Here is a 12,650-nt window from a genome sequence, read left to right on the forward strand (position 1 = left end):
GTTGCTGAATAGCGCCGGCTCTGTATGTTTGATTGAGTACGGTGTTTTCGCGTGGTGAGGCGAGGCGCTTTGAGTGAGTTTCGATGCATGGGCAGGCCAGTCGCCCCTGTGCACAGTTGAGGGGTACGGACGCATGGCGCTCCAGAGCATGACCGGATTTGCGCGCTACGCCGCGCAGCACGACGGTGCCAATGGTGAGGCGCGCATCGTTTGGGAAGTGCGCTCGGTCAACGGCAAGGGGCTTGATCTGCGCCTGCGTCTGCCGCAAGGGCTGGAAGCCGCCGAGCACCCGGTGCGGTCCATGCTGGCGCGCCATTTCTCCCGCGGTAATTTTCAGGCGAGCCTGAGTGTCGAGCGTGCCGACGAGCAGGCCAGTTTCGTCATCAATCACGCCATGCTGGCCGAGGTGCTGAAACTTGGCGCCGAATTGCAGGAAAAGTACGGTCTGGCGCCTGCGAGTGTCGATGGTGTTCTGTCGCTGCGCGGGATGATCGATCAGGCACAGGTTGCGGAAGATGACGATGCGCGCACCGAACTGGAAGCGGCCATCGTGGCGGCCTTCGAAGGCGCGCTGAAAGCCATTGCCGAGGCGCGGGCGCAGGAAGGCAAGGCGCTTTTCACGATCCTGTCCGGCCATGTCGATACAATCGGCCGTCTGACAGACGCGGCGCGTCAGGACCCGTCGCGGAGCACGGACGCCATCAAGGCGCGGCTCGCTGCGCAGGTTGCGCTTCTGCTCGATGGCCCGCGCGATCTGGATGAGGCCCGGCTTTATCAGGAAGCGGCTTTCCTTGCGACCAAGGCGGATATTCAGGAAGAGCTGGACCGGCTCGACACCCATGTCGCCTCCGCACATAAATTGCTCGCCGACGGCGGGCCTGTCGGGCGCAAGCTCGATTTTCTTTCACAGGAATTTAATCGTGAAGCGAATACACTGTGTTCCAAGTCGAACGCGGCGTCGATCACGGCCATCGGGCTGGAACTGAAAGCGGTCGTTGATCAGTTTCGCGAACAAGTACAGAATCTGGAGTAACAGTACATGGCCATCTCTTCAGTTGAAAATGGCGTCGCGCGCAGAGGCTTGATGGTGGTGATCTCGTCGCCATCGGGCGCTGGAAAATCCACCATTGCCCGGCTGTTGCTGGAAGACAAGAAGATGGACCTTTCGCTGTCGATCAGCGTGACGACGCGCCAGCGCCGTCCAAGCGAGATCGAAGGGGTGCATTATCACTTCAAGACCATTCGCGAATTCGAACGCCTGCGCGACAATGACGAACTGATCGAATGGGCGGAAGTGCACGGCAATTTCTACGGCACTTTGCGCGAAACCGCCGAGATTGCGCTGGCTGATGGTCAGGATATGCTGTTCGACATCGACTGGCAGGGCGCTGACCAGTTGCAGGCCAAGATGCCCGCCGATGTGGTGTCGATCTTCATCCTGCCGCCGACGATGCGCGAATTGCAGCAGCGTCTCAATCGCCGTGCGGAAGACACGCCCGAAGTGATCGAGACGCGCTTACAGAACGCCCGTTTTGAAATCCAGAAATGGGTGAAATACGATTATATCGTTATCAATGAAGACCTCGACCGCTCCTTTGCGGCGATCAAGGCGATCATCGAGGCGGAACGCCTGCGTCGTGACCGCCGCCCCGGCCTGTTCGATTTCGTGACCGGCCTGCTCGAAGAAGAGCCGGGCATCTGAGCCAGAACATTAGCAATAAAACCGCCCTTGAGGCGGTTTTATTCTGTTCACTGTCACGATTAAGCGGCTGTCAGGCGAGACCGGCTATGGCGCCCAGACGGGCCTTGTGTTCGGGGCTGATCGTCAAGGCAGCTGCGGCGATATTCTGGCGCAGATGGGTTCTGCGCGATGTGCCGGGGATCAGCAGAATATTCGGGCTGCGTTGCAGCAGCCAGGCCAAAGCCACGCTTTGCGGGGTCTCGCCCATTTCGTCCGCGACCCGATTCAATTCGTCTGTCTGCAACGGGTTGAAGCCGCCCAGCGGGAAGAAGGGGACGTAAGGGATACCGTCCTCGGCCAGATGGTCGATCATGGCCTCATCGGTTCGGTTCACCAGATTATAGAGGTTCTGCACACAGACAATCGGGGCGATGTCGCGCGCTGTCTGGAGTTGCTTTGCGTCGATATTGCTGATGCCGATATGGCCGAGCAGTCCTTCATCCTGCATCTGCCGCATGGCCTGCATGGGCGCAGCAACATCATCGTCCGGACCACCCATCCGTAGATTGACGATGGCGATCTGGTCAATACCGAGGCGTTCGAGATTATCTTCGACGGACCGGCGCAGGAAATCCGCATCGCGTTGCAAGATCCAGCTGCCCTTGTCGTCGCGCCACGCACCAATCTTGGTCACCAGCGTCAGCTGGGCGGGGTAGGGGTAAAGCGCCTCGCGAATGAGCCGGTTGGTCACATAAGGACCGTAGAAGTCGCTGGTGTCGATGTGGTCGATGCCGAGCGTCAGCGCTTCGCGCAGCACGGCGAGGGCCTCTTCGGGATCGCGCGGTTCTCCAAACGCATGCGACCCGGCAAGCTGCATCGCGCCATAGCCCATCCTGTTGACGGAAATCGAGGTGCCGGGAAAGGTGAAGCGACCGGCTGCGGCTGCCGGGCTGCTTTGAATATTCGTTGCAGGGGCGGCGGAAGAATGATTGCTCATCTGAAATCTCCTTTTCCCGGACTATGACTGATCGCATATGCATTGATAACCGGGCTTGAAGCGGATAGCTTGTTCGCCATGGCGAACAATAGGCAGCTTCTTCCCCTTGATGACGTTTCGGTCTTTCTGGCGGTGGCCCGTTCTGGTGGCTTTCGCAATGCCGCGCGCTGGCTCGGCGTTTCGGCATCCATGGTCAGCGAGACGGTCTCGCGGCTGGAGGAGAGGCTAGGCGTACCGCTGTTGATCCGCACCACGCGCAGCGTTCATCTGACGGAGGCGGGCAGCGCCCTTGTGGAGCGGCTTGGCCCTGTGATGGCCGAAGCCCGCGCTGCGCTTGACGAAGCCGCCAGTTCGCAGAACGAGGTGCGGGGCAGGCTGAAGCTGAATGTGCCCGGCGCAGTCATGTATGACATTCTGCCACCGCTGATCGACGGCTTTCTTGCCAAACATCCCGACGTGCAGATCGAAGTGGTTGTGGATGATCGGCTCATTGATTTCAATGCCGTTGGCTGCGACGCTGGTATCCGTTATGGCGAGCATCTGGCGCAGGATATGATCGCAGTGCCCATCGGGCCTCGTCAGCAATGGGGTGCGCTGATGGCTGCACCAAGCTACATAGAGAAACGAGGGATGCCGCAGCATCCAGCCGACGTGCTGGAGCATGATTGTATCCGCATGCGTTTTATCAGCGGTGCACTGACCGATTGGGAATTCGAAAAAGGCGGCGAGATTATCACGGTCGACCCGCGGGGGAGACTGATCATCGGTACGACCGGCGTATGGGGCGCGTTCAATCTGGCGGTAGCGGGACATGGCCTGATCTACAGTTTCCGCAACTGGCTGGAACCGTATCAACAGCGTGGCGAACTGGTGCCGGTGCTGTCCGACTGGTGGCCAGCTTTTGACGGGCCGCATCTCTATTTTTCCAGCCGTGTCATGCCGAAGCCATTGCGCGCCTTCATCGATTATGTGCGGGCCTTGCCGGAAGACTAACCCCTTATCGCGCCCGCATTTCGCGGGGCGGGGTGCCGTAGGCGCGGCGATAATCGCGGCTGAACTGCGTCGGGCTTTCATAGCCGACCGCAAAAGCAACTGATGAAACCGGCACGGCGGTCTCGCTCAACTGGCGGCGCGCTTCCAGAAGCCGCAGCGCCTTTTGATATTGCAGCGGCGTGGTGGCCATGACGGATTTGAAATGTTCGTGGAAGCTGGAAGGGCTCATTCCGGCAATATCCGCCAGTTCTTCTGTGCGGATCGGGTCATTCCAGTGCTGCTTGATATGGGTGATCGCTTTTGCGATGCGGCTTGCCGGACTGCCCGGCTGGGCCAGCTGGCGCAACATCGCGCCATTACGGGTCAGAAGCACACGGAAATGCAGTTCCTTGCGGATCATCGGCTCCAGAACGCGTCGTTCGAGCGGCTTGTCGCGCAGATCGAGCAGCCGTGTCATGGCATCGGTCACGCCCGCATCGGCCCTGCCGGTGGCCACGGCTTCGCTTCGCGCCGCCGCAATCATACCCGGCTCAATCTCGCCCTGAAGCGCGCGCAAAATCTCCAGATCGATCCGGCAGGCAAGAGCCACATAGGGCCTATCGGCGCTGGCTTCGACAATTCGCGCGCCTGTGATCAATTCGTGCGAGACTATCGCCGTCATGCCCGCATCGAAACGAACGGCCCTTTCGCCATGCAGAATTTCTTTGGCCCCCTGGAGGACCAGGCAAATCATCGGCTGATACATATCGGGCCGGATCTCCGATACGGCCGGTGAACATACCACCGTAACACCTTTGATGCCGGTCGGCGCAGGATAAGGCCCCGCCGCAGTTTCCTGGGCGATTTCGATGCAGCGGGCTGCGAGATTTGAAGCATGTTCGGACATGGGAAAAGCATAGCAAGCCTTTATTTCCCGCGACACAGAAATCGGAGCCTTCGGAGGATTGGGCATGTTTCGCGGAGAATGAGGCAGGCCGAACGAACTGGAAAGCGCCAATATAGAAACCAGAGTTCGTTGAACAAAAGGAAACTGACATGACGATTGCACTCATCACGGGCGGTAGCCGAGGGCTTGGCCGCAACGCAGCACTTCATCTGGCCAAGCAGGGCGTTGGCATCGTTCTGACCTATCAGAGCAATGCGAAAGCAGCGGAAGAGACAGTTTCCGAAATTGCAGCCGAGGGCGGCACCGCCATTGCCTTGCCGCTCGACACGGCGAAGGTTGCAAGTTTTGCGGGTTTTGCCGAAAAGCTGCAGCAGGCGCTTCAGGACAAGTGGCAACGGACGCGCTTCGATTATCTGGTGAACAATGCCGGCTATGGTGTTCACAAGCCGTTTGCCGAAACCACGGAAGAAGATTTCGACGGTCTGGTCAATGTGCATCTGAAAGGCGTCTTCTTCCTGACGCAGACCCTGCTGCCGCTGATCGAGGATGGCGGCAAGATCCTCAACGTCTCGACCGGTCTCGCCCGCTTTGCGCTGCCGGGCTATTCGGCCTATGCGACCATGAAAGGCGGGATCGAGGTTCTGACGCGCTATCTGGCCCGCGAGCTTGGCCCGCGCGGCATTGCGGTGAACGCGATTGCGCCCGGCGCCATCGAAACGGATTTCGGCGGCGGCGTGGTGCGCGATATGCCGGAAGTCAACAAGATGATCGCGAGCACAACGGCCATGGGTCGCGTCGGACGCCCGGACGATATTGGCGGCGCCGTGGCCGTCATTTTGTCGGGCGGTACGGGCTGGATCACCGGCCAGCGCATCGAAGTGTCGGGTGGCCAGAATATCTGACGGCCTAGTTTAGCCTTATCGAAATGCGGCTGGTGTCATGCACCAGCCGCCTGAAGGCTTCCAGAAAAGGCTTGCCTCCGAGCGTGCGCAATTCGCTCAGCGCTTCCGTGTTTTTGAACACAAGCTCGCATTCGCCGGGCCAGCCCGGCCCCTGCCACTGCACGGCATCCCAGAAAGAATCGAGCGTATAGCCGAAGGATTGCGCATCCTGCGCCGGGACCACAGCAAGATAGCGTCGCCAGAGTTCATCTGGCTTTTTCACACCTGCACAGTCGATTTCGTAAACGGGCACCATTAACCGAGCAGGATCAAAAGCCCGTCCACAAGCCCCAGCAGAAGAATAAGCGCGCCCATCGCGATTGCCGTGATGATGAGCATGCGCTTCTGCCGGTTGCGCTTGTCGGGTTGCTTTCCTGTCCAGTCGTATGAAGATCCAGGCATAAGTGTCTCCAGGTCAGCCTATGTCTTCGATAAGCTTCCAACGATACTTATAAACGCCTTCGGTGCAGTTTATCAAATGCGTGGGGTTTCGCGACTAAACGGCGGTCTATCAGACCGCCGTACCACCGACGGTTACCTGATCCATACGCAGATGCGGCTGGCCAACGCCAACCGGAACCCACTGGCCGCCCTTGCCGCAATTGCCGCTGCCGGTATCGAGCTTCATGTCGTTGCCGATCATCGAAATGCGCTGCATGGCATCCGGGCCGTTGCCGATCAGCATGGCGCCCTTGATTGGCGCGGCGACCTTGCCGTCCTCGATCATATAAGCTTCCGTGCAACCGAACACGAACTTGCCGGAGGTGATGTCCACCTGTCCGCCGCCAAACGAAACGGCGTAGATGCCTTTCTTCATGGAGGCGATGATCTCTTCCGGCGTCTTGTCGCCCGAGAGCATATAGGTGTTGGTCATGCGCGGCATCGGCGCACGGGCATAGGATTCACGGCGTCCGTTGCCGGTTGCCTCCATGCCCATCAGGCGCGCATTCTGGCGGTCCTGCATGTAATTGACCAGCTTGCCGTCATCGATCAGCACCGTGCGGTTGGTCGGCGTGCCTTCATCGTCGATGGTCAGCGAGCCGCGACGCTCGGCAATCGTGCCGTCATCCACGACCGTCACACCCTTGGACGCCACTTGCTGGCCGAGCAGCCCGGCAAAGGCGGAGGTCTTCTTGCGGTTGAAATCGCCTTCGAGGCCATGGCCGACCGCTTCATGCAGCATGACGCCCGGCCAGCCATTGGCGAGAACAATGTCGAACGTGCCTGCCGGGGCAGGGATCGCTTCCAGATTGACCAGTGCCTGCCGCAGAGCTTCGTCGGCTGCGTGCTGCCAGCTTTCAACGGTGATGAATTCGCCAAAACCCTTGCGCCCGCCCAGCGTATGCGAGCCGGATTCCTGTCGGTCGCCGCTGCCTGCCACGACCGACACGGTGAGCCGCACCATGGGACGGATATCGCGCACGAAATGGCCGTCAGCGCGCAGGATTTCGACCTGCTGCCATGAACCGGCGAGCGAGACGGACACCTGACGGACCTTTGGGTCCTTGGCGCGCAAATAGCCGTCGATCTGCTGCAAAAGCTGCACTTTCGCATCGAAGGTTGGCGAGCCGATCGGGTTTTCGTCGGTATAGAGATGGCGATTGGTGCCAGCCGGTGCTGCGGCGTAGGAACCGCCATAGCCCTTGATGGTTGCAGAAACCGCATCGGAGGCGCGCTTCAGCGCGGCCATTGAAAGATCGCCCGCATGGGCGTAGCCGATGGCTTCTCCGGCAACCGAGCGCAGGCCGAAACCCTGATCCTGATTGAAGGAACCGGTCTTGAGGCGGCCATTGTCGAAAACGAGCGCTTCAGCTTCGCGATATTCGATGAAGAGTTCGCCGTCGTCGCTGCCCTTGAGGCTCGCGGCAACGAGGCGTTCGATATCGTCACGTCCGGTATCGAAACTGTCGATCAGGCTTTTCATAAAAACAAATCCCGCAGCATGTGTCTGCTGCAGGATGTAAGCCTTAAAGCGGTTGAGAACAACCACGCGATGAAGAACTGTTGAGATTCTGGTGATGGCGAGGCGAAAACCGTGGGCCGCGAGAACCGGCGCGGAGTGCACTTTAGGGTACATGAGCACCGGAAGCGCAGCGGGATGCGGTTTGCAGCCCGCCAGCGCCGGAATATCGATAGTTCTTAGGGGAGGGCGTCGAAGCCTTCACCAAATCCCTTCAAGTCGACGGGAATGCCGACGCCTTCTTCCGGCGTCTGGAAGACGATGAAGGTTGCGGCCTTGCCGGAACGCAGCGTCTTCAGAAGTTCGTCTTCGAGAATGACTTCCGCATAGCAGCCGTCTTCGAAGCAGCGCACGAAATAGGCGCGGCCGATATCCTTGCCGTCAACATTGAGTCCAAGACCGTTCGGCAGCAGAACGCCGAGCGGGGCCAGCACGCGAAGAATGCGCGCCTTGTTATCGGCGGTTTTCAGAACCACGACCGAAAGGCCGAGTTCCGGGCGCTTGGCGGCAACCACGTTCTGGATCAGCGCGCATTGCTCGGTCTTGGCGCCGGCAGGCGTATCGCAGAGCACAGCCCATGCGCCGTGCTGCGACTTCAGCTTGCCGCTTTGCTGCGGGTTGGTCGGGGCGGCCTGCGACTGCGCAGCCGGAGCCTGATCCGGTGTCTGCAACGGCGCGGGCGTGTCCTGCGCGGCAGACGGCAAGGTCGCGGCGGCAAGCGACAGGCTGACACCAGTGGCAAGGGCCATCAGGCGCTGAAGAATCGGGCGGTTGGCAAGCATGCGGACAGTCATGAAATCTCCAGATCGAATCAGTGGGACGTTAACGCGCAGCATCAGCCATGAAAAGCAATCAGAGACGTGATTATCAGTCATCGTCAATTAAAGCTGTCATCGCAACGGTGATATCGCCTGTTGGATCGATTGTCACGTAGCACGTGCGGCAAAACCTCTTTTCAAATCATGGCTTCATTATGGGATTTGTAGGTTTTTCCCAAGTTTTTGCCGGTTTACGGATGCACTTACATAAGGTTAGGAATCCGCGCGGAATTGGGAGTGGTTCTGTCTGCGGGCAAAAGCTGCGCGCAAAAATGCCGCACAGGAACATATTCGCCTTCCTTGCGGTGTGCGTTAAGGTGTGATTTGAACGCCGACGGGGGATGCGGCCGTCATTTGCGTCCGGCGTCCAAGCCTGAAAGGGCGAAAAGGGAGAGAGTTCTGGTGGATAAGATTGTTGCCACAACGAAGGGCGCCGTCGTTGGTGCTCTTGCAGTGCTGTGGATGACCGGTGCCGCTTTGGCGGATCAGCCGCGTCCATGGGAATGGAGATTTCAGGACGCTGCAACGGGTATTGCCGAGCAGATTCATTGGTTTGAGCGCTATACGCTCTGGTTCATTATTCCGGTTACGTTGCTGGTTCTGGCGTTGCTGGTGATCGTTGTGCTTCGCTTCCGGGCGAGCGTCAATCCAGAACCGTCGAAGACTAGCCACAATACGATGATCGAAGTGATCTGGACCGTCGGTCCCGTGATCATTCTTTTGTTCCTGGCTGTGCCGTCGTTCCAGCTTTTGACCGCGCAATATTCGCCGGAAGACCCGTCCCTGACGATCAAGGCGACCGGCTACCAGTGGTACTGGGGTTATGAATATCAGGTCGACAATCCGGTCAGCTTCGATGCCCTTCTGTTGAAGGATGGCGATCGCGCCGCTGCGGGCAAAGAGGATAAGTCCCGCTATCCGCGCCTTCTGGCCGTCGATAATGAAGTGGTTGTTCCAGTCGGTGAAAGCGTTCGCCTTCTGGTGACTGCCGCCGACGTGATCCATTCCTGGACCATTCCTGCCTTCGGCGTAAAGATGGACGCCGTTCCGGGCCGTATCAACGAAATCTGGTTCAAGGCTGAAAAAGAAGGCCTCTATTACGGTCAGTGTTCCGAGCTTTGCGGCAAGGATCACGGGTTCATGCCAATCGCCGTGCGTGTTGTCTCGAAAGACCAGTATCAGACCTGGCTCGCTGCTGCGGGATCGGATCTGAACGGTGCGAACAAGGCGTTGCAAGCTGCCGTCGAAGGTGGCGAAAACAATAAAGTGGCTGCGGCGGGTCTCTGATCCCGAACGCCAAACTGTTGAAAAACGGGAGCGAATTCCATGGCTGGCACAGCAGCTCACGAGCATGGTGCCCACGACGACCACAAGCCGCACGGCTGGGTTCGTTGGGTATACTCGACCAATCATAAAGACATCGGTACCCTGTACCTGATCTTCGCAATCATTGCCGGTATCATCGGCGGCGCACTGTCTATCGCGATGCGCGCCGAACTTCAGGAACCAGGCATTCAGATTTTCCATGGCCTTGCGTCCATGGTCTACGGTGTTGAGGGCGATGCCGCGCTTGATGCCGGCAAGCAGATGTTCAACGTGTTCACCTCGGCGCACGCGCTGGTCATGATCTTCTTCATGGTTATGCCTGCGCTGATCGGTGGTTTCGCCAACTGGATGGTGCCGCTGATGATCGGCGCGCCGGACATGGCGTTCCCGCGCATGAACAACATTTCGTTCTGGCTTCTGCCGCCTGCGCTGACGCTGCTTCTGATCTCGCTGTTCATGCCTTCGGCACCTGGCGGCTGGGGTCCTGGTGGCGGCTGGACGCTGTATCCGCCGCTTTCGACGAGCGGTCAGCCTGGCCCGGCAATCGATTTCGCCATTCTGGCGCTGCACATTTCCGGTGCGTCGTCGATCCTCGGTGCGATCAACTTCATCACCACGATCCTGAACATGCGCGCTCCGGGCATGACGCTGCACAAGATGCCGCTTTTCGCCTGGGCTGTTCTGGTGACGGCATTCCTGCTTCTGCTTTCGCTGCCCGTTCTGGCAGGCGGCATCACTATGCTGCTGACCGACCGTAACTTCGGCACGACCTTCTTTGCGCCGGATGGCGGTGGTGATCCGATCCTCTATCAGCATCTGTTCTGGTTCTTCGGTCACCCGGAAGTGTACATCCTGATTCTGCCGGGCTTCGGTATCGTCAGCCACATCGTGTCGACCTTCTCGCGCAAGCCGATCTTCGGTTATCTCGGCATGGCCTATGCCATGGTTGCGATTGGTGTTGTCGGCTTCGTGGTCTGGGCGCACCATATGTACACGGTCGGCCTGTCGCTCGACACGCAGCGCTATTTCGTGTTCGCCACGATGGTCATCGCGGTTCCCACAGGTATCAAGATCTTCTCATGGATCGCGACCATGTGGGGCGGTTCGATCACCTTCCGCGCACCGATGCTGTGGGCAATCGGCTTCATCTTCCTGTTCACTGTCGGTGGCGTGACGGGCGTTCAGCTCGCCAATGCCGGTCTCGACCGTGCACTGCACGACACCTACTACGTTGTGGCGCACTTCCACTACGTTCTGTCGCTTGGCGCTGTCTTCGCGATCTTTGCGGGCTGGTACTACTGGTTCCCGAAGATGAGCGGCTACATGTATAACGAGTTCACCGCGAAGCTGCATTTCTGGGTCACCTTCATCGGCGTGAACCTGATCTTCTTCCCGCAGCATTTCCTCGGTCTCGCTGGCATGCCGCGCCGTTACATCGACTATCCGGATGCCTATGCAGGCTGGAACATGGTGTCGTCCTACGGCTCCTATATTTCGGGCTTCGCCGTGCTGATCTTCCTCTACAATGTCTTCGAGGCATTCGCGAAGAAGCGTGAAGCAGGTGCAAACCCGTGGGGCGAAGGCGCAACCACGCTGGAATGGCAGCTTCCTTCTCCGCCGCCGTACCACCAGTGGGAACAGCTGCCGCGCATCAAGTAATCGTGCGAAGGGCGGGGTCTGCAAAAGACTTCGCCCTTTCCAACAAATTGTGCTAAAGGCGGGCGACATTCTGTTCCGCCCATCGCGTTATGACCGTACTGGCAGGTTTATCCTGCCGACAATTGCACGGCATTTCCGGCAGGAACGGATGTTCTCCGGGAGGGACAAGTTGTGTTGGTTGTCGAACTGCATCGAACAAGATGCGGTGGTCGGACCGGTGAATTTGAGGTTATTGAAGTCTAATGTCGCTGGTGGAAAAAAACGTAAGCGTTTCAGGCCCGAATGACGCAGTCGCGTTCTCGGAGGCAACGGCGCGGGACTATCTGGTTCTGCTGAAGCCGCGCGTGATGTCCCTTGTGGTGTTCACGGGGCTGGTCGGGCTTGTCCTTGCTCCGGGCACGATGAACCCCGTTCTGGCTGCCATCAGCATTCTGTGCATCGCAGTTGGCGCTGGTGCGTCCGGTGCGCTGAACATGTGGTACGACGCCGATATCGACGCGGTGATGAAGCGTACCCGTAACCGCCCGATTCCGGCCGGTGTGATTGCGCCCGATCAGGTTCTGGCTTTCGGCCTGACGTTGTCGGTCTTCTCGGTCCTGACGCTTGGCCTGATGGTCAACTGGCTGTCGGCAGCGCTTCTGGCCTTCACCATCTTCTTCTATGCCGTCATCTATACGATGTGGCTCAAGCGTTCGACGCCGCAGAACATCGTCATTGGCGGTGCTGCGGGCGCATTCCCGCCCATGATCGGCTGGGCCGCGGCAACGGGCGAGATCACCTGGGACAGCGTCGTGCTGTTCATGATCATTTTCCTCTGGACGCCGCCGCATTTCTGGGCGCTGTCGTTGTTCTCGACCAATGATTACGAAGCTGCGCGCATTCCGATGATGCCGAATGTGAAGGGCGAGCTTTCGACGCGCCGTCAGGCGATGTTCTACACACTGCTCATGGCGCCGGTGGGCGTGCTGCCATGGGTGATGGGTTTTGCAGGCCCGGTCTATGGCGCTGTATCGGTGCTGCTGGGCGGAGCCTTTGTTTATTATGCCTGGCGCATGTGGATGGCCGCATCGCAGCCCGCCATGCTGGTTGCCGCGCGCAAGCTGTTCCGCTTTTCGCTGGTGTACCTGTCGGGCCTGTTCGCGGTTATGCTGTTTGAGGCACTGACGTTCAAGGCGCTTCACGCCTTTGGAGTGTTGTAATGGATAAGACGGTAGAAAAGCCGGTACATGAGAAGCTGGAACTGGTCGTACCGACCGAGCAGCAGAAGAAAGCCCAGCGCAACCGGTCCTGGGGACTGGCAATTGCCTTGGCGCTGTTCGTGCTGCTCGTCTATGTCGGCACGATAGCGAAACTGGGTGCCAATGTTCTGGTACGGCCGCTCTGACGAAA

Annotated in this window: 14 protein-coding genes; 8 read left to right on the plus strand and 6 right to left on the minus strand. The window is 59.0% G+C overall.

The window, feature by feature from the left end; translation table 11 throughout:
• The first annotated feature begins 133 nt into the window (after positions 1-133).
• A complete protein-coding gene (locus FHW03_RS22145; RefSeq protein WP_182522651.1) occupies positions 134-1,033 on the plus strand; it encodes a YicC/YloC family endoribonuclease in 900 nt (299 codons plus the stop codon).
• Between the two features lie 6 nt (positions 1,034-1,039).
• Positions 1,040-1,702: a guanylate kinase gene (gene gmk / locus FHW03_RS22150; protein WP_182522614.1), complete on the plus strand. Its 663-nt coding sequence runs from the start codon at positions 1,040-1,042 to the stop codon at positions 1,700-1,702.
• 70 nt (positions 1,703-1,772) lie between these two features.
• Here the strand turns inward: gmk and FHW03_RS22155 are convergent, their stop codons facing one another.
• Positions 1,773-2,678, minus strand: coding sequence for an oxidoreductase (locus FHW03_RS22155; RefSeq protein WP_182522615.1), 906 nt, complete (start codon positions 2,676-2,678; stop codon positions 1,773-1,775).
• Positions 2,679-2,756: 78 nt separating this feature from the next.
• On the opposite strand from FHW03_RS22155, the gene FHW03_RS22160 reads away from it, so the two are divergent.
• Complete coding sequence (locus FHW03_RS22160) at positions 2,757-3,671, plus strand: LysR family transcriptional regulator (RefSeq protein ID WP_182522616.1); 915 nt, start codon at positions 2,757-2,759, stop codon at positions 3,669-3,671.
• A 4-nt stretch (positions 3,672-3,675) separates the two neighbouring features.
• Here the strand turns inward: FHW03_RS22160 and FHW03_RS22165 are convergent, their stop codons facing one another.
• A complete protein-coding gene (locus tag FHW03_RS22165; RefSeq protein ID WP_182522617.1) occupies positions 3,676-4,557 on the minus strand; it encodes an AraC family transcriptional regulator in 882 nt (293 codons plus the stop codon).
• Between the two features lie 149 nt (positions 4,558-4,706).
• Here FHW03_RS22165 and FHW03_RS22170 point away from each other — a divergent pair, with 149 nt between their 5' ends.
• Complete coding sequence (locus FHW03_RS22170) at positions 4,707-5,459, plus strand: SDR family oxidoreductase (RefSeq protein WP_182522618.1); 753 nt, start codon at positions 4,707-4,709, stop codon at positions 5,457-5,459.
• 4 nt (positions 5,460-5,463) lie between these two features.
• On the opposite strand, the gene FHW03_RS22175 is transcribed toward FHW03_RS22170, so the two are convergent.
• The 4 genes from FHW03_RS22175 to FHW03_RS22190 all read right to left on the minus strand — a co-directional run bounded on the left by FHW03_RS22175 (position 5,464) and on the right by FHW03_RS22190 (position 8,252).
• Positions 5,464-5,721 (minus strand): hypothetical protein, encoded by a 258-nt coding sequence (locus FHW03_RS22175; RefSeq protein ID WP_377515459.1) that lies wholly within the window; start codon positions 5,719-5,721, stop codon positions 5,464-5,466.
• Positions 5,722-5,753: 32 nt separating this feature from the next.
• Positions 5,754-5,900, minus strand: coding sequence for a hypothetical protein (locus tag FHW03_RS22180; RefSeq protein ID WP_182522620.1), 147 nt, complete (start codon positions 5,898-5,900; stop codon positions 5,754-5,756).
• A 109-nt stretch (positions 5,901-6,009) separates the two neighbouring features.
• Positions 6,010-7,422 (minus strand): metalloprotease TldD, encoded by a 1,413-nt coding sequence (gene tldD, locus FHW03_RS22185; RefSeq protein WP_182522621.1) that lies wholly within the window; start codon positions 7,420-7,422, stop codon positions 6,010-6,012.
• Between the two features lie 215 nt (positions 7,423-7,637).
• Positions 7,638-8,252, minus strand: a complete 615-nt coding sequence (locus FHW03_RS22190; protein ID WP_182522622.1) for an invasion associated locus B family protein — start codon at positions 8,250-8,252, stop codon at positions 7,638-7,640.
• A gap of 486 nt (positions 8,253-8,738) precedes the next feature.
• Here FHW03_RS22190 and coxB point away from each other — a divergent pair, with 486 nt between their 5' ends.
• The 4 genes from coxB to FHW03_RS22210 all read left to right on the plus strand — a co-directional run bounded on the left by coxB (position 8,739) and on the right by FHW03_RS22210 (position 12,645).
• Positions 8,739-9,563 carry a cytochrome c oxidase subunit II gene (gene coxB, locus FHW03_RS22195; RefSeq protein ID WP_171058813.1) on the plus strand — a complete coding sequence of 275 codons (825 nt, stop codon included), beginning with the start codon at positions 8,739-8,741 and terminating at the stop codon, positions 9,561-9,563.
• A gap of 39 nt (positions 9,564-9,602) precedes the next feature.
• Positions 9,603-11,261 carry a cytochrome c oxidase subunit I gene (gene ctaD, locus FHW03_RS22200; protein ID WP_078338071.1) on the plus strand — a complete coding sequence of 553 codons (1,659 nt, stop codon included), beginning with the start codon at positions 9,603-9,605 and terminating at the stop codon, positions 11,259-11,261.
• Positions 11,262-11,503: 242 nt separating this feature from the next.
• Positions 11,504-12,460, plus strand: a complete 957-nt coding sequence (locus tag FHW03_RS22205; protein WP_182522623.1) for a heme o synthase — start codon at positions 11,504-11,506, stop codon at positions 12,458-12,460.
• A complete protein-coding gene (locus FHW03_RS22210) occupies positions 12,460-12,645 on the plus strand; it encodes a hypothetical protein (RefSeq protein WP_138786568.1) in 186 nt (61 codons plus the stop codon). The genes FHW03_RS22205 and FHW03_RS22210 overlap by 1 nt, the downstream gene beginning before the upstream one ends.
• Positions 12,646-12,650 lie beyond the last annotated feature (5 nt).

Origin of the sequence: Ochrobactrum sp. RH2CCR150 (assembly GCA_014138095.1) — a bacterium.
Classification (GTDB): domain Bacteria; phylum Pseudomonadota; class Alphaproteobacteria; order Rhizobiales; family Rhizobiaceae; genus Brucella; species Brucella gambitense.